A 22,147-nucleotide genomic window follows, 5' to 3' on the forward strand; every position below is an offset into this window, starting at 1 on the left:
TGACGTACTTTTTTCTGCAATAGTACTGTCAGGACAATCGGCGAGAAAAAGACCGAGGGAACAGGATCGAGGCAGCGGCAAGTCGCAGGCGTTGGTCCGGCGAATGAAATTCGACGATCAACCGGAATGGGAGTCTGTCATGACCGCTACCAGCCTGCGGCGCCGTGCGCTGAAAACATCTTCGCTCGCACTTGGCCTGGCCTTGGCGCTGTCCGCGCCGGCGATGGCTGCTGATCTCGTCATTTCCAACTGGGATGGCTACATGGCGCCCGACGCGATGGCCGCCTTCAAGACCGCGACCGGCGTTTCGGGTGAAGTGGTGGTGCACGCCACCAATGAAGAGATCATGGGCAAGCTGATCGCCGCCGGCGGCAAGGGCTATGACGTGGTCTTTGTCTCCTCGCCCTTCGCCGAGGTGCTGAACAAGCTCGGCCTGACCGAACCGATCGACCACACCAAGATACCGAACCTCGCCAACCTCTATCCGGAAGCAACCAAGCTGCCTCACGATGCCGGCAATGCATTCTCGGTGCCCTACACCTGGGGCACCACCGGCCTCTGCTATCGCTCGGACCTGATGAAGGTCGCACCAACCAGTTGGAGCGACCTGCTCGCGCCCTCCGACGAATTGAAGGGCAAGACCACCATGCTGGCGACCGACCGTTGGCTGCTGGCCGCCGGCCAGCTCGACAAGGGCTATTCGGTCAACGAAACCGACCCGGCCAAGATGGCTGAGGTCAAGGATCTGCTGATCTCGGCCAAGAAGACCCTGCTCGCCTATGACGACACCACCTTCTATTCCAAGCTGGTGTCCGGCGAGGCGCTGATGGTGCAGGCCTGGGACGGCTGGTGCAATTACGGCATCGCCGAAAAACCCGAGATCAAATACGTCATTCCCAAGGAAGGTTCGGACCTCTGGGTCGACACGATGGTGGTGATGAAGGCCTCCGCCAACAAGGACGCCGCCTTCCAGTTCATCAACTTCATGCTCGACGCCAAGAACCACGCCTGGGCAGCGCAGAACATCGACTACAAGGTGCCGAACAAGCCGGCCATGGAAAGCCTGCCTGCCGATTTCCTGGCCAAATTCCCCAACATGGCGATGCCGGTGGCCGACCTCGTCAAGTTCGAGCAATTGCGTGACGTCGGCGACGCCCAGCGCGACTATTCGAAGATCGTCAGCGAGATCAAGGCGGCGCAGTAGGGACTGTTCCAGCAGCATCTTGGAATCAAGCTTGCGTTCCGTGTCGCCCCCCTCTGGCCTGCCGGCCATCTCCCCCTCAAGGGGGGAGATTGGCTGTGGCATTGCTTTCGCCAATCTTCGATTTTTCAAAGTAAGCGAAAGGTTGGAACTGCCGATCTCCTCCCTTGAAGGGGGTAAGAAGTGGTCCGCGCAACGGACGGAAAGCCAATTGCTTGGCTTTCCGAACGACGAACGCCCGAAGCGAAAGCGAAAGGCCGGGTCCGGCAGGGCAGAGGGGGGCATTTCGTGAAGCACCTACCCTCTCGCTCCTCCTTGCTGATGGCCCCGGCGCTGGTCTGGCTGACCGCACTGATGGTGGTGCCGTGCGCGCTGGTGCTGGCGCTCGCCTTCTTCCGGCGCGGCATCTATGGCGGCATCGACTACACCTTCACGCTGGAGAATTTCGGGTTGGTTTTCGACCCGCTCTATGCCGGCATCTTCCTCAATTCGGCGCGCATCGCCGGCACCGCCACCCTGATCGCGGTGGTGATCGGCTATGCCGCCGCCTACGCCATCGCAGCCGCCCCGCGCCGGTGGCAGCCGGTGTTTCTGTTCTTCGCCGTGCTGCCGTTCTGGTCCAACTACCTGATCCGCACCTACGCCTGGATCGTGCTGCTCAACCGCGAAGGCCTGATCACGCAGTTGTTGCGCTGGTTCGGTTACACCGGCGAGCCGCCATCGATGCTCTATACGGAAGGCGCGGTTATCGCCGGTCTGGTCTACAACTATCTCCCCTTCGTCATCCTTGCCTGTTACGCGCCGCTGTCGCGCCTCAACCCGGAACTGGCCGAAGCCTCGCGTGACCTCGGCGCCTCCGCCGCCACCACATTCCGGCGTGTCATCCTGCCGCTGACCAGGCCGGGCATCGCCGCCGGCGCGGTGTTCGTTTTCGTGCTGTCGATCGGCAATTTCGTCACGCCCGCGCTGCTTGGCGGCGGCCGTTTCCAGATGATCGGCAACCTCGTCTACGACCAGTTCCTGACCGCCAACGACTGGCCGTTCGGCGCCGCGCTCGCGATGGCGCTGATCGCCATCATGCTTCTGGTGCTGATGGCGCAGGCGCTCGCCGCCAATCGCGCCTCGGGCCACGCCGCGCAAGCCGGCGGAGACACCGATGGCTGAGCGCTCTCCCGCCACGCGGCGCACGCTCTGGGTCGTGCTCAGCCTCGTCTTCGCTTTCCTTTACATCCCGATCGCCGTGCTGGTGGCGCTGTCCTTCAACGAAGGCGGGCTGCCGACGGCGTGGTCGGGCTTTTCGCTGAAATGGTACGCCTCGCTGGCCGGCAATTCGGCGATCCTCTCCGCCGCGCTCAACACGCTGATCGTCGCGCTGGTCTCGACGACAATCGCGACCTTGCTCGGTACCTTGCTGGCGATTGGCATCGAGATGCGCCGGCAATACGGCAAGGGGCTCGAAGCGTTGATCTTCGCGCCGATGATCATTCCCGACATCGTGCTGGCGATCGCGCTGCTGTCGTTCTTCTCGATGCTCGATCTGACCATGGGCCTGCACACGATCATCCTCGCCCATGTCGTCTTCAATCTCGCCTTCGTCTGCTCGGTGGTGCGCGCAAGGCTGAAGAGCTTCGACTGGTCGATCGTCGAGGCCTCGGCCGATCTCGGCGCCTCCGCGCTCACCACCTTCCGGCGGGTGACATTGCCGGTTATCGCGCCGGCGGTGATCGCAGGCGCGCTGCTCGCCTTCACGCTTTCGGTCGACGAGTTCATCATCGCCTTCTTCACCGCCGGCGCCGGGCGCGCCTCGACGACGCTGCCGATGCAGATCTACGCGATGATCCGCTTCGGCATCACGCCGGAGATCAATGCGCTGGCGACCATCGTCATGGCGGTCTCGATCACCGCGCTGACCCTGTCGCAGCGGCTCAACCGTGGGATCATAGGCCAATGAGCGAACCCCGCACGCTTCTGGCCATCGATCATGTGTCGAAAAATTTCGGCCGGATAACCGCCGTCGATGGCATCTCGCTCGACATCCGCGAGAATGAGTTCTTCGCGCTGCTCGGCCCGTCGGGCTGCGGCAAGACCACGCTGCTGCGCATGCTGGCCGGCTTCGAGACGCCCAATGACGGGCGCATCCTGCTCGACGGCCGCGACATTGCCAAAACCCCGCCCAACAGGCGGCCGGTCAATCTGATGTTCCAGTCCTACGCGCTGTTTCCGCATATGAGCGTCAGGGCCAACGTCTCCTACGGCCTCGAAATGGAGCGCTTGCCGGCCGCCGAAATCCGCTCCCGCGTCGACGCCATCCTGGCGACGACCGAGCTTGTCCCCTTCGCCGACCGTAAGCCGGAGCAATTGTCGGGTGGCCAGAAGCAGCGCGTCGCGCTGGCCCGCGCACTGGTCAAGCGGCCCCGGCTGCTGCTGCTCGACGAGCCGCTTGGCGCGCTCGACAAGAAACTGCGCGGCGCCATGCAGCTGGAATTGAAGCGCCTGCAGCATGAGGTCGGCATCACCTTCGTCATCGTCACCCACGACCAGGAAGAATCGCTTGTGATGGCCGACCGCATGGCGGTGCTCAAGGACGGCAAGCTGCTGCAATGCGACACGCCGCACGCGATCTATGAGCATCCGGCCGACCGTTTCGTCGCCGACTTCATCGGCGTGATGAATTTTGTGCCGGGCAAGGCCGCCACCGATGGGGTTGTCGCCGCGAATGGCGCGCCAATATCCGGCAAGGTTCCAGCAACGCTCTCGCCCGGCGCATCCGCTGTCGCTTCGGTGCGGCCGGAGCGCATCCGGCTGTTCCCAGAAGCTCAGACCGCCAACCGCACCACCGGCACGGTCGAGGCGCTGGCCTATCAGGGGCTCGACCTGCAGTTGCATGTCCGCACGGGCCTGTCGCCAAAGCCGTTCCTGGTGCGCGTCACCGCTGATGCCGCAGACCGCCGGCCGGTCGCATCGGGCGATCAGGTCGAACTCGGCTGGGACGCCGCCGATGTCAGAGTTTTCGCAGAATAAAGGAGAGGCCTGATGGCGCAGAAGACGATCGCGTTTTTTCCAGAAGCAGCTTATGGCCCGGCGCTCAATTCCGTCGGCATCGCCCAGGCGGTCGAGGCGCGCGGCCATAAAGCGGTGTTCCTGTCAGATCCCGGCTTCGTCGACGTCTACAAGGGCTACGGCTTCGAGGCCCATCCGGTGAACCTGTCCGAGCCGATGCCGCCCGAGCAGATGGCGAAATTCTGGGAGGATTTCATCAACGGCCACATCCCGAACTTCCGCAAATCGCCCTACGACCAGGTCGACAACTACGTCAAGGATTGCTGGACGGCGATCGTCGACAGCGCAAAATGGGCGCAGAAGGATCTGCCGCGCGTTCTCTCAGCTATCAAGCCGGATGTGATCTGCGTCGACAACGTCATCCTGTTCCCGGCGATCAAGCAGTTCGGCAAACCCTGGGTGCGCGTCATCTCCTGCTCGGAAAACGAGATCGACGACGAGGACATCCCGCCGCATCTCTCCGGCTGCGGCGAGAACGACCATGCCGGTCACCAGCGCTACCGCGATCATTTCAACGCGGTGATCAAGCCGATCCATGACGACTTCAACGCCTTCCTCGCCGCCAACAACGAGGCGCCTTATCCGATCGGCCAGTTCTTCGAGGCGTCGCCCTATTTGAACCTGCTGCTCTATCCCGAAGCGGCAAAGTTCAAGCGCCGCCATCCGCTCGACCCGGCAAAGTTCCAGTATCTGGAAGGCTGCGTGCGGCAGGAGAAACCCTACACGGTGCCGACATTCGCCAAAAACAATGACGGGCCGCTGCTCTATGTCTCCTTCGGCAGCCTCGGCGCCGGCGATGTCGAGCTGTTGAAGCGCATCATCGCGACGCTGGGCATGACGCGCTACCGGGCGCTGGTCAATGTCGGCGGCTACAAGGACCAGTACACGGACGTGCCCGGCAATGTCATCGTCGAGAGCTGGTTCCCGCAGCCTTCGGTCATCCCGCAGGTCGATGCTGTCATTCACCATGGCGGCAACAACTCGTTCACCGAGTGCCTCTATTTCGGCAAGCCGGCGATCATCATGCCCTATGTCTGGGACGGCCACGACAACGCCACCCGCGTCGAGGAAACCGGCCACGGCTTCGGCATGCCGCGCTACGATTGGACCGATGCCGAGCTGGCTGCCAGGGTCGAAACCTGCCTGTCCGATCCCAAGATGAAGGCCAAGCTGGCAAAGACCTCGGCACAGATGCAGGGGCAGAATGGGCCGGAGAAAGCGGCGGGTTTGTTGGAGGCGCTGCTGTGATTGAAGTCGTTGATACGCCGAGCCTGAGCACCCCCCTCTGGCCTGCCGGCCATCTCCCCCGCAAGGGGGGAGATTGGCAGCTTCGCCACAGGGTCTCACTCTGCAATCCCGGTGATTGGCGAAAGTCGAGACGACATCCGATCTCCACCTCTGCGGGGGAGATGGCCGGCAGGCCAGAGGGGGGTGCCCTGGCGCAGCATATGAATAGCAACCATCGCGCAGGAGCCTCCGCATGACCTCCTCCGCACCACACCTCCACCACGCCTCCACCCGAACCGATCTCGTCGACTGGGGCGCCCAACCCGACGCATTGTCAGGCACTTCGCACTCGACCGGCAGGCTCGTGCACAAGGGCCCGAACAACCAGCCGGAATCCGGTATTTGGGTGTGCACGCCGGGGCGCTGGCGCCTCAATATCCCGCGCGATGAATTGTGCCATTTCGTCGCCGGCCGCGCGACCTACCGGTCAGATGTCGGTGAGCTGATAGAAATCTCCGCCGGAACTGTGGTCATGTTCCCGGCTGGCTGGACAGGCGAATGCACCGTGCATGAAATCATGCGCAACGTCTACATGCTGGCCTGACCACGGAGCTTGACGACATGCCGACACCGCACTGGCCGAAGGCCTCGAGCGTGGAACTGGAGGACTGGGGCGCGGGCAGCAACACGCTCGCCGGTTCGCCGCGCGCCTCGGGCAGGGTCCTGTCCCGGAACCCGGACGGATCGAGCGAATGCGGCCTCTGGTCGTGCACGCCTGGCACGCGAAAGGTCGCCTTTGCCGCCGACGAGTTCTGCCACTTCCTGTCAGGGGACGGCAGCTACGTCCATGACGACGGCGAAGATATCCCGGTCGGGGCCGGCACGCTTGTGTTCTTCCCCGCCGGCTGGAACGGCATCTCCATCATCACGCAAACGCTGACCAAGGCCTTCATGTGCCGATGAGCTTCAAGGAAATCGATATGACAACGCCCATCATGAAATCCCCGCTCGCCATTACCGACCTCGTCGACTGGGGTGTCATCCCAACAATGATCGAGGGTGAGTCCCACACCTCGGGCAAGCTGCTGCACAAGGGGCCGGAGGGCCGCTCCGAATGCGGGCTTTGGGTCTGCACACCAGGCAAATGGCATTGCCATGTCACCCGCGACGAGTTCTGCCACTTCCTCGAAGGGCGCTGCACCTACGTGCATGAATCCGGCGAGGTGATCGAGATCGAGCCGGACACCGCAGCCTTCTTTCCGCAGGACTGGAAAGGCGTCTGCACCGTCCATGAGACGATCAAGAAAGTCTACATGATCCGCTGAGCGGATCCGAGAGGATGTCCATGGATTTCTCAGCTGACCGGCCGGCTTTCTTCGTCAACCCGGATTACCGGCCGATGGCCGGCACAAACAAACCGGTGATCGATCCGGCGACGCTGGAAACCGTCGGGGCGATCGCTGCGGCCACCGACGGCGAGATCGATGCCGCGCTCACGGCGGCGACCAGGGCGCAGGCCGCCTGGAAAAAGTTCGACGCCAAGAGCCGCGCCAAGCACCTGCATGCCGTCGCCAACGCCATCGAGGCGGCGGACTTCACCCGCTGCGCCGAGCTGATGGTGCGCGAAATGGGCAAGCCCTACCCCGAAGCGATCGGCGAGATCGCCAACTGCGCGCCGATCTTCCGCTACTACGCCGAGATGGCGCGCGACGATGCCGGCAAGATCGCCGGCACGACACAGGCCGGTTCGTTCCAGTATGCGCGCTACGAGCCCTATGGCGTCTCCGTCCACATCATGCCCTACAATTTTCCGATCCTGCTGATGTGCTGGACGGTCGCCGCATCACTCGCCGCCGGCAATGCCTGCATCATCAAGCCGGCCGAGGCGACGACGCTGTCGACGCTGGACTACATGACCGTGTTCCGCTCGCTGCCGGAGGGGCTGGTCTCCTGCCTGCCTGGTGGAGCGACCACGGCGCAAGCGCTGATCGCCTCCGAACGCACCCACGCGGTTGCCTTCACCGGCTCGGTCGCCGCCGGGAAGGCGGTGGCGGTGGCCTGCGCCGAACGCATGAAGCCTTGCGTCATCGAGGCCGGCGGCAGCGATCCGCTTATCATCAGCCAACACGCGCCGCTCGATGTAGCGGCGGCCGGCAGTGTCACCGCGGCCTTCCACCTTACCGGCCAGGTCTGCACCTCGGCCGAGCGCTTCTTCGTGGTCGATGCCGTTCATGATCGTTTCGTCGCGCTGTTCGCCGAAAAGACGCGTGCCCTGCGTGTCGGCAATGGCATGGACAAGACCGAGATCGGCCCGATGGTCAGCGAAGCCGCGCGGGCCAAGGTTATGCGTCTTGTCGACGATGCCATTGCCCACGGCGCCGAGGCGATCACCGGCGGACGCATCCCGCCTGCGCACAACACCGGCTGGTTCTACGAGCCGACGATCCTGACCGGCGTCACCCCGGACATGGCCATCGTGCGCGAGGAATGCTTTGGACCGGTCGCCGCCATCTGCCGGGTCAGGGATTTCGATGAGGCGATCCGGCTTGCCAATGACAGCCCGTTCGGGCTCGGCGCCTCTGTCTTCACCACCGATCTGGCCGAGGCGCATGAGGCAGCCGAAAGGCTCGAGGCCGGAATGGTCTGGGTCAACAACCCGCTGATCGACAATGACGCTCTGCCCTTCGGCGGCTGGAAGGCCTCGGGCCTTGGCCGCGAGCTTGGCCGCCAGGGGCTGGATGCCTTCCGCCGCTCCAAAATGGTGATCATCGACCACAAACCGACAATCCAGGAATGGTGGTATCCCTATCCCGACAGCTGGTTCCGCGCGACCGGCGGCCGCAAGCACGTCTGAGTGTTTCGAACCTCGCCAGCTCCGGATGCCAGTCCATGGCCGGGAAAAAGAAAGATGCCGCCGGGCGAAGTCCGGCGGCATCTTTCTTCGATTGGCTACTGCCGTTTCAACGGCAAGTCGTTACGGCGTCGTTTCTGCTTCCATCGCGGCAGCCGTCTGGTCGATCTTGCCGGCAAGGACCCCTTGGGCCCAGGCCGTGACGTCGTCGTCGACCGGCTTGTTGGCCATGTCCGTCAGCGCCGCGTCGAGCGATGCATCATCGGTGCCGACCTCTGCCGCGGCAGCCGCCTCATTGGCGGCGGTGACCTCTGCCTCCTGGGCAGTGATTTCGGCCTGCAGATCCGTTATCTTCCCAGGCAAGGCCGCCTGATCCTCGGGCGTCATGGCGGCAATCTGCTCGGGCGTCAGCGACGTCAGCGCGGTCAACTGAGAATTCAGCGCATCCAGCTTCTCCTGGGCCGCCTCAGCGGCGGCCTCGGCGACCTTGGCTTTCGCGGACTGCGTCACGAAAGCCTGGATGGCGGCGAACTTCTTGCTCTTCGAGTTCATATAGGCGTTGATGTTGCGCTGAAGCGAGTTCAGCCGGCCGAGCTTGGCGTGGATGTTCTTCTCCTTGGGAACCGACGAGACCTTTGTGGTCTTGTCGACCGTGGTGTCGTCCGTTTTGGCCTTTGCCACCTGCCCCCGAGCCGAGGAAGACTTGCCGTGCGAAGCGCCGCTCTTGCCATTGCTATTGCCGCCGTTACCGCCGGCATTTCCCCCGCCGTTGCCGTTGCCGCCGGCATTGCCACCGCCATTGCCGCCGCCGTGGCCGTTGCCGCCGGCTATCGCCGGAGATGCCAGAAGCGCCAATGCGGCAAGCGCCGCGAACAGAGTTTTTCGGTTTGTCATGGTAATCTCCTCGGGGAATCGCCGCCCTTCGCCCAACCGCTAGGCGACCGTCGTATGAGGAATTACTAATTGTACAGAGTAAACTTTAGACAAATGTTGTCTCAATACGCGATCTGACAACCCGCCGGCACCATAACCATTTGATATTAAACACAAATCAACGCTCTTGATCGGCCATGGCACTGAAGTCCCATGCCGGCCGGACCATAGTCCTATCAGCCGACCAGCGGCACCAGGAAGGTCGTAGAGCAGTGTATTGGAAAGGCGCTGAAATAAAGGAGGTTGGTGACGAAAGCACAAGTCTCAGCCGATACTTTCACCGCCGTCGATCACCAGCGCCTGGCCGGTCATGAAGGATGAGCGGTCGGAGACGAGGAACAGGATCGCTTCCGCGATCTCATCGGCGCTGGCCCAGCGTCCCATCGGAATCTTGGTGCGGACATAGGTTTCGATCGCCTGGCGTCCGCCCATCTGGGCGATGAACGGTTCGTTGAACGGCGTGTCGACCCAGCCCGGACAGAGCGCGTTGACGCGGACATTGTGCCGGGCATAGTCGAGCGACATCTGCCGCGTCATTGCCACCACCGCGTGTTTGGAGGTGGCGTAGGCGATCATCTCGCGGTCGTAGAACACACCCGAATTGGAGGCGGTGTTCAGGATGACGCCGTTGCCTCGTGCGATCATCGACGGCATGACCATCCTGGCCGCCAGGAACTGCGCCCGCACATTGACCCGCCATGACGCGTCCATGCCGCCGACCTCGACCTCGGTCAGCGTTCCCCCGACCTGGATGCCGGCGTGATTGTGCAGGATGTCGATGCGCCCGTGCCTCTCGATCGTGCCGGCAATGAGCTTTTCCAGCGCCCCATCGTCCGCGACATCGGTCGCGATCGCCTCGGCCTGCCCGCCCATTGCCCGCATCTCCGAAGCCGTTGCTTCGCCAGCGGCCTGATCCCTGTCGGCGATGACGACCACCGCGCCTTCCCTGCCCATGATCATGGCGCCGGCGCGCCCGATGCCGGAGCCGGCGCCTGTCACCACGGCGATGCGGTCTTTGAGGATCATGATGCGACTTTCAGTTCGACGGCTTGCGCTGGCGCAATTGCCATTGGGCAAGCACCACGAGCAGCACGGAGGCGACGAGCACGATCGTCGCGATGGCATTGATCTCCGGCGTCACGCCGCGCCGGATCGACGCGAAGACATAGATCGGCAGCGTCGTCTGCGCCCCGGCGACGAAGAAGGCGATGATGAAATCGTCGAAGGAAAACGTGAAGGCGAGCAGGAAGCCGGCAACGATGGCCGGCATGATCTGCGGCAGCACGATCGAGCGGAACGTCGTCAACGGCGTGGCGTAGAGATCGCTCGACGCCTCGACCAGATTGCGGTCGAGGCTGCCGAGCCGCGTGCCGACGATCATCGTCACCAGCGCCATGGAGAACAGGCCGTGCGCTGCGATGATCGAGCCGTAACCGAGCGCGAGGCGCGGCGGCTGGTCGTCGGGCCAGATCGAGGCGAGGAACGGATTGACGACCGTGAACAGCTGGACGAGCGCGACCAGCGTCGAAATGCCGATGACGACGCCCGGAACGACGATCGCGGCGCCCAGAAGCGCATCGAAGACCGCGCGTGTTCTGATGCCGACACGCGCCAGGCCGAGTGCCGCCGCAGTGCCGCACAACGCCGCCAGCAAGGCGCTGGTGGTAGCGATGAACAGGCTGTTCTTCAGCGCTTCGACCAGGAACGGGTTCGCCAGCGCCGTACCGTACCACTGAACCGAAAAGCCGGTGAACTCGCTGGCATGGCGGCCGGCATTGAAGGAGAACAGCACGACCAGGGCGATCGGCAGATAGAGGAAAGCGAAGACGGCAATGACGAAGGTGCGCATCAGATCAAATCCACCCGGCGAGCGCCCGAAACCCGGGTCGAAATGCGGTTGGCGGCAATCAGCACCACCACCGAGACCAGCACCAGCGTGATCGCGATGGCCGATCCGAACGGCCAGTTGCGCGATTGCAGGAACAGGTCGACCAGTGCGTTGCCGATGAAGAACACCTTGCCGCCGCCAAGCAGCGTCGGGATCAGATATTCGCCCAGCAGCAGGATCATGACCAGCGAGAAGCCGGTCATCACGCCCGGCAGCGACAGTTTCAGGGTCACGCCGAGGAAGGTCGAGAGCGGCGTGGCGCCAAGATCGGCGGAGGCCTCCAGCAGCCGGCGGTCGAGCCGCTCGAGGCTGACATAGATCGGCAGGATCATCAGCGGCAGATAGCCGTAGACGATGCCGAGCAGCACTGCGCCCGGCGTATTGATCAGCCTGACATCCTCGAACCCGATATAAGCAAGCAATGCCGGGATGCCGCGCCCGCCTAGCACATACATCCAGGCATAGGTCCGCATCAGAAGGCTGGTCCAGAACGGGATAACGACCAGCGCTAGCAGGATCAGTCGCCAGCGCTGCGGCGCCTGCAAGGCAAGGTAATAGGCGACCGGATAGGCGACGAGCAGACAGGCGAGCGCTCCCACCGGCGCCAGCAGCATCGTGTTCCAGAAGGCGGTCGCCCGCGCCGGAAGATTGGCATATTGCGCGAACGTGAAAGCCGCCTGATAGCCGCCTTCCGGCGCCCGCTCGCCGACGCTGAACACGGCGATGGCGATGAACGGCAGCACCAGAAACACCACCAGCCACGCGGTCGCCGGACCGAGCAGCATGGCGGTCAGAAAATTCCTGCGAAGACGGCTGCCGTGCATGGAGGATCGCCCCGGTGCCGGCGGGTATGAACCCGCCGGTCAAGTTTGTCTGTGTTAGGCTTGGGGCCTCAGGCCGACTTGAAGCGCGCCATCAATTCGGCACGACCGGGATCGGTCAGCGTTGCCGCCGCGCCGAATTCCAGCGGCGTCAACAGGTCGGCCGCCGGATAGAGGATCGGATTGTCGAGCACTTCCTTGGGCAGCAGCTTGTTGACCCGCGCATCGGTCGACGGCGCACCATTGGCCAGGTGCTCCTTCACCGCCGCCTGCGGATTCATCAGATAGTTGAGCAGGGCATAGCCGGCCGGCTTGTTCGGCGCATCCTTCGGAATGGCGTAGAAGTCGGTCCAGATCTCGCCGCCTTCCTTGCCCAGCACATAGGCGATCTCGGGAATGTCGCGATGCAGCTGCGCGCCGTCATTCGTCCAGCACATCGTCATCCAGGCGTCGCCGGCGCGCATGCCCGGCTGGTAGTCGGAGGAGACCGCAAACAGATGCGGCTTGACCTTCAGCAGCAGTTCCTCCGCCTTGGCCAGTTCGTCCTGCTTGAGCGAGTTGAACGAGTAGCCGTAATATTTCAGCGCATTGCCGATCGTGGTCAGCTGGTAGTCATGCACCATGGTGCGGCTGTCGCCTTCCGCCATGGCAGTGTCCCAGAACTCCTTCCAGCTGGTCATCGGCTTGGTCAGCTTCTTGGTGTTGACGGCAAAGCCGGTGGTGCCCCAGTTCTTCGGCACCGCATAGGTCACCCCTTCGATCGTGCCTTCCCCGGTAAAGCGCGGATCCTCCTGCGAGCCATCGAAATTCGGCAGCTTCGTCATCTCCAGCGGCTCGATGATGCCGAGTTTCTTGTAAGTCGAGATCGTGTAGTTGGTCGGCACGAACAGGCTCCAGCCCGAGGCGCCGGCCTGCAATTTGGCCAGCATCTCCTCGTTGGAGCCGAAGACATTGACCTCGACGGCGACGCCGGTGTCCTTCTTGAAATTCTCGAAGGTCGCCGGGTCATGATAGTTCGGCCAGGTGGCGATCGACATGCGGTCGCCAAGGCTCTCGGCGGCAAAGGCCGGTGTCGGCATGATGCCGATCTCGCGCGCCATCACCGCCGTCGCAATCCCAAGGCCGGTGAGGCCAAGAAAGTCGCGGCGGCCGATCGAGCCGCGCTTGAGGCGCATCAGCTGGTCGACGAAGTTTTCAGGGCTTATCGGCAGTCCGTCACGATATGATTTCGACATGTTTATCTACCCTCTGGTTGGCCCCGTTGTTCTTGGTCTCCGCAAACGCCAGCGGCGTTCCGGAGGCAAAGCCGATGGCGACGGGTTCACCCGGCTTGAAGAGATTGCCGTGGCCGATCAGGTGATCGGCCTTGGCCAGCAGCGTTCCGATGCCCTGGACCTCGATCGCGTATTCCGCCGTCGAGCCCAGGAAGATCCGGTTGCGGACGACGCCTTTGAATGGGCCGCCTGTCTGAGCGCCGAGACTGAGCGATTCAGGACGCAGGCTGACCGAAACGGCCTCGCCTTGCTGCAGGGCGGTTCGTTTGCGCGCTGCAATGACGGTGCCGTCTGCAAGCGCCACCTCCACCAGATCGCCCGAATGTCCGGCGACGGTACCGCTCAAGAGATTGGTCTTGCCGACGAAATCGGCGACGAACAAATCGGCCGGTTCGTCATAGATCTCGCTTGGCTGTCCGAGCTGGACGATGCGGCCGCCATTCATGACGCAGACGAAATCGCTCATCGACAGCGCTTCCTCCTGGTCGTGCGTGACCAGCACGAAGGTGATGCCGATCTCGCGCTGCAGGTTCTGCAGCTCGATCTGCATATCGGTGCGCAGCTTCTTGTCGAGCGCCGCCAGCGGCTCGTCGAGCAAGAGCACCGCCGGTTTGTTGACCAGGGCGCGGGCAAGCGCCACACGCTGCTGCTGGCCGCCCGACAGTTCGTGGATCTTGCGGCGGCCATAGCCGGCGAGCCGCACCATTTCCAGCGCTTCGCCCGCTCTTGAGGCGATCTCGCGCGACGACAGCCGCGGCCGTGCCTGACGCAGCCCGTAGGCGACGTTGTCCTCGACATCGAGATGCGGAAACAGCGCGTATTGCTGGAACACCATGTTGACCGGCCGCCGGTAGGCCGGCGTGCCGGCCATGTCCTGGCCGCGAATGAACACCTGGCCTTCGCTCGGCTGTTCGAAGCCGCCGATCATGCGCAGGCAGGTGGTCTTGCCGCAGCCGGACGGCCCGAGCAACGCGACAAAGGCGGAGGGCGGGACAGCGAGATCGATGCCGCTGACCGCGGTCACCGCGCCATAGCGCTTGGTGACGCCGCGAAACTCGATGTCGGGCACTGCGGTCAAGGCTGATGGCTCCAGCAACAGGGCAATATCGGGACGCTACCAGAGCCAATGGCGGCTAGTATATACCTCTGAGGTGGTATATCTGATCTATTTTCTCGTTTAAGGGGGTATAGATTGTCCCGCAGCGACGAATACAGCCAGCTCGCCACACTCGTCGCGGCGACGCGGGAGACCAGCGGCGACCTGTTCGGCAATGCGCTGGTCGATTGGCTGCGGCTCCATGTCAGCTTCGACCACTGCGTGGTGTTCGGCTATCGCGGCGCGGCGCGCCCGCCGCTGCTGTTCGAAACCTTCTCGCCGGCCGAAAGCCACGTCTTCGTCGCGCTCTATCAGGAGGGGCCGTATCTGCTCGACCCGTTCCACCACGCTGCGGTCGAGCGCAAGGAAGGGTTCTGGCGCATGCGCGAACTGGCGCCGGACCGTTTCTATGCCAGCGAGTATTTCCGCTCCTACTACAGCCAGACCAGGCTGGCCGAGGAGGTCGGCTTCTTCGTGCCGTTGCCGGGCAAGGATGCGCTGGTGCTGTCGCTGATGCGGCTGCGCGCCTCAGGCCCGTTCGGCACCGCCGATGCCAGATTGCTTCGCGACATGGCGCCGGCGGTGATCAGCTTCGCCAGGCTGCGCTGGCCCGCCCTTCCGGCCGACGAACCGGCAGAGGCGCAGCAGGACGAGACGACCACTCCGGTCAACGAGTTCGACCGCGCCCACATCTGGCAGAGCCTGTCGCTGACGCCGCGCGAAAAACATGTCGTCGACCTGGTGCTGCAGGGGCATTCGACGGAATCGATCGCCAGGGCCATGCGCATCGTGCCGGGAACCGTGAAGGTCCATCGCCGCAACATCTACCGCAAGCTCAAGATCAAGTCGCAGGCCGGCCTGTTCGCACGTTTCGTCGAGATCATCGACGCGCGGATCCGGCAGGCCCCCTAACCGCTGGCTTCCCACGATCCGGTCTCGGCCATCCGCTTCAGCAACGGCGCTGGCTTGAACACATCCTTGCCCGTCCGCTGATGCCAGTACTCGAGCCGCTCGATAATCTTGCCCGGGCCTTCAAGGCCAGCCCAGAACAGCGGTCCGCCCTTGCCGATGGGAAAGCCGTAGCCATTGACCCAGACGACATCGATATCGGACACACGGGCCGCTATGCCTTCCTCCAGGATCTTGGCGCCCTCGTTGATCAGGGGGTAAAGCGTGCGCTCGATGATTTCTTCCGCACTGATCGCACGCGGCGCGATGCCCCTCTCGGCGGCCTTGTCGCGGATCAGCACCTCGACCTCCGGATCCGGGGCCGGGGTACGCGAACCGTTCTCGTAGAGATAGAACCCCCAGCCGGTCTTCTGGCCGAAACGCCCTTGTTCGCACAGCGTATCGGCGATGACGGCCGTCTGACCGCGCGCCTTGCGGTTGCGCCAGCCGATGTCGAGGCCGGCGAGATCACCCATCTGGAACGGACCCATCGGCCAGCCGAAATCGGTGAATGCCTGGTCGATCTGGCTGGGTGTCGCGCCTTCCAGCAGCAGCGCCTCGGATTCGGCGCCACGCGCGGCCAGCATTCGATTGCCGACGAAGCCGTGGCAGACGCCGACGACGACCGCCACCTTGCCGATCCGCCGCGCCAGATCGACGACGGTGGCCAGCGCATCGGGCGCGGTCACCTCGGCACGCACGATCTCCAAGAGCTTCATGACATTGGCCGGCGAGAAGAAATGCAGACCGAGCACATCCTGCGGCCGCGAGGTCGAGGCGGCGATTTCGTTGATGTCGAGATAGGAGGTGTTGGTGGCGAGGATCGCGCCCGGTTTGGCCACGGCATCGAGCTTGCCGAACACCTCCTTCTTGACCGCCATGTCTTCGAACACCGCCTCGACGATCAGGTCGCAATCGGCGAGATCGGCATAGTCGGTGGAGCCCTTGAACAGGGCGAGGCGCTCGCGCTTGGCATCTGCCGTCAGCGAGCCGCGCGTGACGGACACCGAGTAGTTCTTGTCGATGGTCGCCAGCCCGCGCTGCAGCGCCTCATGGCTGGTTTCCAGCATGGTGACGGGGTAGCCGCCATTGGCGAAGGCCATGGCGATGCCGCCGCCCATCGTGCCGGCACCGATGACGCCGACGCGGGCGATCCGGCGCTTGACGGTGTCCTTGCCCGCAAGCTTTGCCGCCTCACGTTCGGCGAAGAACAAATGCCGCTGCGCTCGCGACTGGTCGCTGGCGACCAGTTTGACGAACAGCGCACGCTCCGCCGCCAGCGCCGCGTCGAAGGGCAGTGTGACGGCATTGCGCACCGACAGCGCACAGGCGATCGGCGCCTCGAGCCCGCGCGCTTTCCTGGCAAGATCCGCAGCCTCGGCGTCGAAAGCCGCGAGGTCGGTCTCCTTAAGCCCCTCATTACGATCGCGCACCGACGTGAAGGGACCACCCTTGCGGGCTATTTCCCTGGCAAAGTTCACGGCATGGGTGGCCAGATCGCCTTCAAAGACGGCGTCGACGAGACCGGCGGCATGCGCCTCGGTCGCACCGACCGGTGAACCGGAAACGACCATCTTCAAGGCCTTCAGCGCGCCGACCAGGCGCGGCAACCGCACCGTGCCGCCACCGCCCGGCAGCAGGCCGAGCTTGACCTCCGGCAGGCCGAGCTTGGCGCCGGCATCGGCGACGCGGAAATGGCAGCCGAGCGCCAGCTCCAGCCCGCCGCCGAGCGCGGTGCCGTGGATGGCGGCGACCGTCGGCTTGGCGATGGTCTCCAGCGTCGCCACGATGGCGCGCAGCTCGGGCTGCTGCATCGGCTTGCCGAATTCGGTGATGTCGGCGCCGGCGACAAAGGTCCGGCCGGCGCATGCAATGACGATGGCGGCAACCGAAGCATCATCCCGCAGCTCAACCAGCGCCTGCATCAGCGGTTCGCGGACATGAAAGCTCAGCGCGTTGACCGGCGGGTTGTCGATAGTGACGACGGCGACGTCGCCGTCGCGGCTGACCTTCACAAAATCGGACACGCAAACCTCCGGACAATGGTGAACGGCCTGCAGCCGCGCGATTGGATTTACAGCGCTATGACGTGGATGGAAACCAGAGGGAGGCCTGGCACAATGATTAGCGGCTCGAGGTGCCCGGCCGCCATCATCGCCGAAGTAGAGATCCTTCACACCCCCCTCTGCCCTGCCGGGCATCTCCCCCGCAAGGGGGGAGATTGGACGTCACGACGGCCTTCGTCAATTTTCAACGCTGGAGGGCGGGCGAAACGGCGAAGCTGCCGATCTCCCTCCTTGCGGGGGAGATGGCCGGCAGGCCAGAGGGGGGTGCTGTCCCGCCAGCGTCGGCGTCTGCTCCCGCTACCGCGGCGCCTTCTGCCCGCCCGCCGCCGTGATCACCCCGACAATGATCAGCCCCGTGAGCAGCAATCGCACCCCGGCACTCACCCCAAACGTGTTGAGCATGGTCAAAAGCAGCACCAGGAACAGCGCCGCGCCCCACACGCCGGGCACGTTGGCCTTGCCGCCGGCGACCGACGTGCCGCCGATGACCACGACGGCGATCGAGGCCAGCAGATATTCATTGCCGATATCGACATTGGCGCCGCGGAAATAGCCGGCGAGCAGCGCGCCGTCGATGCCGCCGAGCGCGCCCGACAGCGTGTAGGTGAGGAAGCGGATGCGGCCGACATTGACGCCGGCGAGCCACGCGGCGCGAATGTTCTGACCGATCGCCAGCACCGAGCGGCCATAGATCATACGCTGCAGCGCGATGGCCGCACCGATGGTGAACAGCACGGTGAGGATCGCCAGCACCGGAACGCCCAGTATCTGCCAGTTGGCGAAATCGGCGAAGCCCGGCGGCGGCTTGATCTGCAAGCCGCGTCCGTAGCTGATGTCGATCGACTGGATGATGAAGCTGGCCGACAAAGTGGCGATGATCGGCGGGATGCGCAGCGCCCAGATCAGCAGATAGTTGACAGCGCCGACCGTAGCGCCGCAGGCAAGCGCCGCCAGCAGCCCGACGGCGATCATGGAATCGTTGCCGTCCATCACCTTCATCGCGACGGCACTGGCAAGGCCGATATTGGCCGGCAGCGACAGGTCGACATTGCCCGGGCCGAGCGTGATGACGAACATCTGGCCGACGCCGACAATGACGGTGAACACCGCCAGCGACAGGGCCGCCGTCACCATGCCGCCGGCGCCATAACCGCCGGTGAAGGCGATCGTCGCCAGCCACACCAGAAGCGCGCCAATGAACGACCAGATCCAGGGTTTGGCGAGCAGCGATTTCACCGATGTCATCGCTCACCTCTCCTTGCGGCTGATCAGCACCCGCGCCGCCAGCACGATGATCAGGATGGCGCCGTTGGCGGCCACCTGCCAGTCGGGCGGGATGTGCATGAAGGTGAGCAATGGCGATGCGGCCAGCGCCAGCGTCAGCGCGCCGATCACAGCACCTATCGGCGATACCCGGCCGCCGACGAATTCGCCGCCGCCGAGGATGACGCCGGCGATCGCCAGCAGCGTGTAGCCATTGCCGATATTGGCATCGGCCGAGGTGGTGATGCCGATCAGCGCCATGCCGGACAGCACGCCGAACAGACCCGCGAGCGCAAACAGCACGATCTTGGTCTTGAGCAGCGACCAGCCGGCGCGCCCGAGTGCCGCCGGATTGCCGCCGGACCCGCGCAGGATCACGCCGTAGGAGGTGCGCATCAGGCCAAAATGAACGATGAGGCCGATCAGCAGCGCGGCGATGATCGGGAACGGCACGAAAGGCGGCTTGAACGCCATCAGCCCGAGCAGCCAGTCCGGCGCCTTGCCGCCGGGTTTGGGCAAAACGAGAATGGCGAGGCCCTGCCAGACGAAGCTCATGCCGAGCGTCACCACGATGGAAGGCAAATTGCGCAGATGGATCAGCGCGCCGAGCAGCGCATAGACACCGATCGATCCGAGCAGGATGGCGGCACCGATGAGCGGCGCGTCCTTCAGCCAGGTCGCCGTGACGCAGCCGACGAAGCCGACGAAGGTGCCGATCGACAGGTCGAGCTCGTTGCCGGCAATGACGAACATCTGCGCGATCGTCGCCAGGGCGATCGGGATTGCCAGGTTCAGCATCAGGCTGAAGCCGAAATAGCTGATGGCGCGCGGGTTGAGCCAGGCGATGGCGAGCAGCACCAGCGCCAGCGACAGCGCCGGCAGCAGCCCGCGCAGCAGGCGCGCGCGGGCAAGCGCGCCACGTTCGGCGGATGTCCTGGCGGCGGTGTCGAGGCTGGCGGCCGTCATCTCAGGCCGCATCGCCGAAGGAGGACTGGATGATCTTCTCTTCGGTCAACTCGTCGCGGCGCAGATTGGCGACGATGCGGCCGTTCTTGAAGACATAGATGTGGTCGCAATTGTCGAGCTCTTCGGTTTCCGTGGTGTACCAGAGGAAGGTGCGGCCTCGGGCGGCCTCTTCGCGCACGAGGTCGTAGACCTCCAGCTTGGTGCCGATGTCGACGCCGCGCATCGGGTCGTCCATCAGCACGATCTGCGCGTCCGAGCCGAGCGCACGCGCAAACAGCGCCTTCTGCTGGTTGCCGCCCGACAGTGAAAAGATGTTGTTGTTCATATCCGGCGTGCGGATGCCGATCTTCTTTTGCCAGAATGCAGCAAGCTCCGCCTCGCGCTGCGGCGAGATCAACAGCCCGCTGCGCAGCCGCGCCAGCGAGCGGATGCCGATATTCTCAGCAATCGACCATTGCGGGAAAATGCCGTCCGACTGACGGTCGCCGGCGACCAGCGCCACAGGTGCCGTCACCTCGATGCCGGTTCGGGCCCGCGACGCCGCAGCGAAGATCGCCAGCAGCAGGTCAGTCTGGCCGTGGCCAGCCAGCCCGGCAAGGCCGATGATCTCCCCGGCACAGGCGACAAGGTCGGTGCCGTCCTTCTGCGCAGCGGGCCGCGCCCGAACCCGCAGCGGACTGGCGGCGGGCTTGGCAGCCGCGATTTGCGCCGCAATCTTCTGGCGCGCTTCCGCGCCGCCCATCGCCGTCACCAGCCGGTCGCGGTCGAAGGCGCTGGCGGCGTCGGCGACAACCACCTTGCCGTCGCGCATCACCACGATGCGGTCGGCGTTGCGCAGCACCTCGCCCAGCACATGCGAGATCAGGATGCAGCTTTTGCCGCCGGCGACGAAGCGGCGCACGAAGGCCAGCAATTGGCCCGCCGTATGCGCGTCGAGCGACGAGGTCGGCTCGTCGAGGATGACGAGGTCGAGCCGGTCCTGAGTGGCGGTGAAGGCGCGCGCCACCTCGACCATCTGGCGCCGGCCGATCGACAGGTCGCCGACGATGTCCGACGCCGAAATGCTGTGACCCGGAAAGATCTCGTCGAGCTTGGCGGCGATCAGCTCGGCGGCCTTGCGCCGCCAGCCAAACCCGCGCAGCGAAGCATGGTTGATGCGCGTGTTCTCGGCGACACTGAGATTGGGGCACAGCGACAATTCCTGGAAAACGCAGCGTATGCCGAGTTGCTGCGCCCGTGCCACCGAGTAATTGTCCTCGGTGTCGCCATGCACGCCGATCTGCCCGCTGTCGGGCACCAGCGTGCCCGCCACCATATGCATCAGCGTCGATTTGCCGGCGCCATTGTGGCCGACGAGACCGACGCACTCGCCGGGACCGACGTGAAAATCGACGCCGCCCAGTGCGCGAACGGCGCCGAAATGCTTTTCGGCGCCGTTCAGTCTGATGATGTCAGCGTTCCCTTCAGGCATGCTCAACGATACTCGCTTGGCTAGACGAACGGCAACGCTGCCGTGACATTCACTTGATGTTGGCTTTGATAGCCGCGATCGCGTCTTCCTGCGTGTATTCGTGGCTGGCGACGCCGCCCTTGGGGATCTTCGGCAGCTCGGCCTCGAAATCGTCCTGTGTGAAGGCCAGGTACGGCACCAGCAGATCGTGCGGAATGTCGGTGCGGCCGTCGAGCACCTGCTGCGCCACCCAGAAGGCCAGGGACGACACGCCGGGCGCGATCGAGGCCGACCAGGTCTGGTAGCCGTCCTTGTCCTTCTGTTCCTTCCACCACTGCAGCTCGTCCTGGCGGTTGCCCATGATGATGGTCGGACGCGGCTTGCCGGCGGCGGCGAAGGCCTGGGCCGCACCGTAACCGTCACCGCCCTGGTCGACGACGCCGACGATGTCGGGCAGCGACGGCAGGATGGTCGCCACCGCCTTTTGCGCCGTCGTCTGGTCCCAGTCGCCGGTCACCGAACCCACGATCTTGAACTCGGGATGGGCGGCGACGCCTTCGAGGATGCCGGCATGGATGGCATCGTCGATCGAGGTCCCGGCAAGCCCACGGATTTCCAGAAGATTGCCGCCCTTGGGCTGGAACTTGGCCATCTGCTCGATTTCCTGCTTGCCCATGTCCTTGAAGTCGACGACGACGCGGTAGGCGCAAGGTTCGGTCACGGTGCCGTCGAAGGAGACGACGACGATGCCGGCATCGCAAGCCTGTTTGATGGCGCCGTTGAGCGCATCCGGCGAGGCGGCGTTGATGACGATCGCGTCATAGCCCTGCAGGATCAGGTTCTGCACCTGTGCTGCCTGCGTCGGCACCTCCTTGTCGGCGGTGGTGAAGATGTCGGCCGCGCCGACGATCTTGTCGGCGACCGCCTTCTTGGTGACGATGCCATAGCTGTCGAGCATCGCCTGCCGCCAGGAATTGCCGGCATAATTGTTGGAAAAAGCGATCTTCTTGCCACTGGTGTCGGCCAGCGCCGTGCCCGAGGCGAGCATTGCCGCCAGAGCGCCCAGAACGAACAGTTTCTTCATGTCGTTATCCTCCCAGATG

21 protein-coding genes are annotated in these 22,147 nt (G+C 64.2%); 10 read left to right on the forward strand and 11 right to left on the reverse strand.

Going from position 1 to position 22,147, the window contains the following annotated elements; translation table 11 throughout:
- The first annotated feature begins 139 nt into the window (after positions 1 to 139).
- The 9 genes from NKJ04_RS29340 to NKJ04_RS29380 all read left to right on the forward strand — a co-directional run bounded on the left by NKJ04_RS29340 (position 140) and on the right by NKJ04_RS29380 (position 8,342).
- On the forward strand, positions 140 to 1,204 hold the full coding sequence (locus NKJ04_RS29340) for a polyamine ABC transporter substrate-binding protein (protein WP_023811192.1): 1,065 nt from the start codon (positions 140 to 142) through the stop codon (positions 1,202 to 1,204).
- A 318-nt stretch (positions 1,205 to 1,522) separates the two neighbouring features.
- A complete protein-coding gene (locus NKJ04_RS29345; protein WP_352678989.1) occupies positions 1,523 to 2,365 on the forward strand; it encodes an ABC transporter permease in 843 nt (280 codons plus the stop codon).
- Positions 2,358 to 3,152, forward strand: coding sequence for an ABC transporter permease (locus tag NKJ04_RS29350; RefSeq protein ID WP_352678911.1), 795 nt, complete (start codon positions 2,358 to 2,360; stop codon positions 3,150 to 3,152). Before NKJ04_RS29345 ends, NKJ04_RS29350 begins: the two co-directional genes overlap by 8 nt.
- Entirely contained in the window at positions 3,149 to 4,222 is a 1,074-nt protein-coding gene (locus NKJ04_RS29355; protein ID WP_352678914.1) for an ABC transporter ATP-binding protein, read from the forward strand. The genes NKJ04_RS29350 and NKJ04_RS29355 overlap by 4 nt, the downstream gene beginning before the upstream one ends.
- Before the next feature lie 12 nt (positions 4,223 to 4,234).
- Positions 4,235 to 5,509, forward strand: a complete 1,275-nt coding sequence (locus tag NKJ04_RS29360; RefSeq protein ID WP_023811196.1) for a glycosyltransferase — start codon at positions 4,235 to 4,237, stop codon at positions 5,507 to 5,509.
- A gap of 232 nt (positions 5,510 to 5,741) precedes the next feature.
- Positions 5,742 to 6,092, forward strand: coding sequence for a cupin domain-containing protein (locus NKJ04_RS29365; RefSeq protein ID WP_352678917.1), 351 nt, complete (start codon positions 5,742 to 5,744; stop codon positions 6,090 to 6,092).
- Positions 6,093 to 6,109: 17 nt separating this feature from the next.
- Positions 6,110 to 6,451: a cupin domain-containing protein gene (locus NKJ04_RS29370; RefSeq protein ID WP_352678919.1), complete on the forward strand. Its 342-nt coding sequence runs from the start codon at positions 6,110 to 6,112 to the stop codon at positions 6,449 to 6,451.
- Between the two features lie 17 nt (positions 6,452 to 6,468).
- A complete protein-coding gene (locus tag NKJ04_RS29375) occupies positions 6,469 to 6,813 on the forward strand; it encodes a cupin domain-containing protein (RefSeq protein ID WP_352555550.1) in 345 nt (114 codons plus the stop codon).
- A 20-nt stretch (positions 6,814 to 6,833) separates the two neighbouring features.
- Positions 6,834 to 8,342 carry an aldehyde dehydrogenase family protein gene (locus NKJ04_RS29380; protein ID WP_352678921.1) on the forward strand — a complete coding sequence of 503 codons (1,509 nt, stop codon included), beginning with the start codon at positions 6,834 to 6,836 and terminating at the stop codon, positions 8,340 to 8,342.
- A gap of 120 nt (positions 8,343 to 8,462) precedes the next feature.
- Here NKJ04_RS29380 and NKJ04_RS29385 read toward each other — a convergent pair whose 3' ends face one another.
- The 6 genes from NKJ04_RS29385 to NKJ04_RS29410 form a co-directional block, all read right to left on the reverse strand.
- Positions 8,463 to 9,233 (reverse strand): hypothetical protein, encoded by a 771-nt coding sequence (locus NKJ04_RS29385; RefSeq protein WP_023811201.1) that lies wholly within the window; start codon positions 9,231 to 9,233, stop codon positions 8,463 to 8,465.
- Between the two features lie 303 nt (positions 9,234 to 9,536).
- Positions 9,537 to 10,298: an SDR family NAD(P)-dependent oxidoreductase gene (locus NKJ04_RS29390; protein WP_023811202.1), complete on the reverse strand. Its 762-nt coding sequence runs from the start codon at positions 10,296 to 10,298 to the stop codon at positions 9,537 to 9,539.
- Positions 10,299 to 10,308: 10 nt separating this feature from the next.
- Complete coding sequence (locus NKJ04_RS29395) at positions 10,309 to 11,121, reverse strand: ABC transporter permease (protein ID WP_023811203.1); 813 nt, start codon at positions 11,119 to 11,121, stop codon at positions 10,309 to 10,311.
- Positions 11,121 to 11,984, reverse strand: a complete 864-nt coding sequence (locus NKJ04_RS29400) for an ABC transporter permease (RefSeq protein WP_352678924.1) — start codon at positions 11,982 to 11,984, stop codon at positions 11,121 to 11,123. Before NKJ04_RS29400 ends, NKJ04_RS29395 begins: the two co-directional genes overlap by 1 nt.
- A gap of 68 nt (positions 11,985 to 12,052) precedes the next feature.
- A complete protein-coding gene (locus tag NKJ04_RS29405) occupies positions 12,053 to 13,216 on the reverse strand; it encodes an ABC transporter substrate-binding protein (protein ID WP_352678927.1) in 1,164 nt (387 codons plus the stop codon).
- Entirely contained in the window at positions 13,197 to 14,333 is a 1,137-nt protein-coding gene (locus tag NKJ04_RS29410; RefSeq protein WP_352678929.1) for an ABC transporter ATP-binding protein, read from the reverse strand. The genes NKJ04_RS29405 and NKJ04_RS29410 overlap by 20 nt, the downstream gene beginning before the upstream one ends.
- 114 nt (positions 14,334 to 14,447) lie before the next feature.
- On the opposite strand from NKJ04_RS29410, the gene NKJ04_RS29415 reads away from it, so the two are divergent.
- Positions 14,448 to 15,263: a response regulator transcription factor gene (locus NKJ04_RS29415; protein WP_352678932.1), complete on the forward strand. Its 816-nt coding sequence runs from the start codon at positions 14,448 to 14,450 to the stop codon at positions 15,261 to 15,263.
- On the opposite strand, the gene NKJ04_RS29420 is transcribed toward NKJ04_RS29415, so the two are convergent.
- The 5 genes from NKJ04_RS29420 to NKJ04_RS29440 form a co-directional block, all read right to left on the reverse strand.
- Entirely contained in the window at positions 15,260 to 17,326 is a 2,067-nt protein-coding gene (locus NKJ04_RS29420) for a 3-hydroxyacyl-CoA dehydrogenase NAD-binding domain-containing protein (RefSeq protein ID WP_352678934.1), read from the reverse strand. The genes NKJ04_RS29415 and NKJ04_RS29420 overlap by 4 nt on opposite strands.
- Positions 17,327 to 17,662: 336 nt before the next feature.
- Positions 17,663 to 18,610: an ABC transporter permease gene (locus NKJ04_RS29425; RefSeq protein ID WP_352678936.1), complete on the reverse strand. Its 948-nt coding sequence runs from the start codon at positions 18,608 to 18,610 to the stop codon at positions 17,663 to 17,665.
- Positions 18,611 to 18,613: 3 nt separating this feature from the next.
- On the reverse strand, positions 18,614 to 19,594 hold the full coding sequence (locus NKJ04_RS29430) for an ABC transporter permease (RefSeq protein WP_023811209.1): 981 nt from the start codon (positions 19,592 to 19,594) through the stop codon (positions 18,614 to 18,616).
- 1 nt (position 19,595) lies between these two features.
- A complete protein-coding gene (locus NKJ04_RS29435) occupies positions 19,596 to 21,065 on the reverse strand; it encodes a sugar ABC transporter ATP-binding protein (protein ID WP_352612962.1) in 1,470 nt (489 codons plus the stop codon).
- A gap of 49 nt (positions 21,066 to 21,114) precedes the next feature.
- The gene (locus NKJ04_RS29440) at positions 21,115 to 22,128 is read right to left on the reverse strand and encodes an ABC transporter substrate-binding protein (protein ID WP_023811211.1); all 1,014 of its coding nucleotides are present in this window, start codon (positions 22,126 to 22,128) and stop codon (positions 21,115 to 21,117) included.
- Positions 22,129 to 22,147 lie beyond the last annotated feature (19 nt).

The sequence above is a fragment of the Mesorhizobium sp. M0618 genome (assembly GCF_040320765.1).
GTDB lineage: Bacteria > Pseudomonadota > Alphaproteobacteria > Rhizobiales > Rhizobiaceae > Mesorhizobium.

Excerpts from the sequence above, each read along its gene's own strand:
- NKJ04_RS29355 (WP_352678914.1), top strand. The coding sequence starts at position 3,149 with ATGAGCGAACCCCGCACGCTTCTGGCCATCGATCATGTGTCGAAAAAT.
- NKJ04_RS29435 (WP_352612962.1), bottom strand. The coding sequence starts at position 21,065 with ATGCCTGAAGGGAACGCTGACATCATCAGACTGAACGGCGCCGAAAAG.
- NKJ04_RS29405 (WP_352678927.1), bottom strand. The coding sequence starts at position 13,216 with ATGTCGAAATCATATCGTGACGGACTGCCGATAAGCCCTGAAAACTTC.
- NKJ04_RS29440 (WP_023811211.1), bottom strand. The coding sequence starts at position 22,128 with ATGAAGAAACTGTTCGTTCTGGGCGCTCTGGCGGCAATGCTCGCCTCG.
- NKJ04_RS29375 (WP_352555550.1), top strand. The coding sequence starts at position 6,469 with ATGACAACGCCCATCATGAAATCCCCGCTCGCCATTACCGACCTCGTC.
- NKJ04_RS29400 (WP_352678924.1), bottom strand. The coding sequence starts at position 11,984 with ATGCACGGCAGCCGTCTTCGCAGGAATTTTCTGACCGCCATGCTGCTC.
- NKJ04_RS29395 (WP_023811203.1), bottom strand. The coding sequence starts at position 11,121 with ATGCGCACCTTCGTCATTGCCGTCTTCGCTTTCCTCTATCTGCCGATC.
- NKJ04_RS29370 (WP_352678919.1), top strand. The coding sequence starts at position 6,110 with ATGCCGACACCGCACTGGCCGAAGGCCTCGAGCGTGGAACTGGAGGAC.
- NKJ04_RS29385 (WP_023811201.1), bottom strand. The coding sequence starts at position 9,233 with ATGACAAACCGAAAAACTCTGTTCGCGGCGCTTGCCGCATTGGCGCTT.
- NKJ04_RS29350 (WP_352678911.1), top strand. The coding sequence starts at position 2,358 with ATGGCTGAGCGCTCTCCCGCCACGCGGCGCACGCTCTGGGTCGTGCTC.
- NKJ04_RS29380 (WP_352678921.1), top strand. The coding sequence starts at position 6,834 with ATGGATTTCTCAGCTGACCGGCCGGCTTTCTTCGTCAACCCGGATTAC.
- NKJ04_RS29430 (WP_023811209.1), bottom strand. The coding sequence starts at position 19,594 with ATGACGGCCGCCAGCCTCGACACCGCCGCCAGGACATCCGCCGAACGT.
- NKJ04_RS29365 (WP_352678917.1), top strand. The coding sequence starts at position 5,742 with ATGACCTCCTCCGCACCACACCTCCACCACGCCTCCACCCGAACCGAT.
- NKJ04_RS29340 (WP_023811192.1), top strand. The coding sequence starts at position 140 with ATGACCGCTACCAGCCTGCGGCGCCGTGCGCTGAAAACATCTTCGCTC.
- NKJ04_RS29425 (WP_352678936.1), bottom strand. The coding sequence starts at position 18,610 with ATGACATCGGTGAAATCGCTGCTCGCCAAACCCTGGATCTGGTCGTTC.
- NKJ04_RS29360 (WP_023811196.1), top strand. The coding sequence starts at position 4,235 with ATGGCGCAGAAGACGATCGCGTTTTTTCCAGAAGCAGCTTATGGCCCG.
- NKJ04_RS29390 (WP_023811202.1), bottom strand. The coding sequence starts at position 10,298 with ATGATCCTCAAAGACCGCATCGCCGTGGTGACAGGCGCCGGCTCCGGC.
- NKJ04_RS29345 (WP_352678989.1), top strand. The coding sequence starts at position 1,523 with ATGGCCCCGGCGCTGGTCTGGCTGACCGCACTGATGGTGGTGCCGTGC.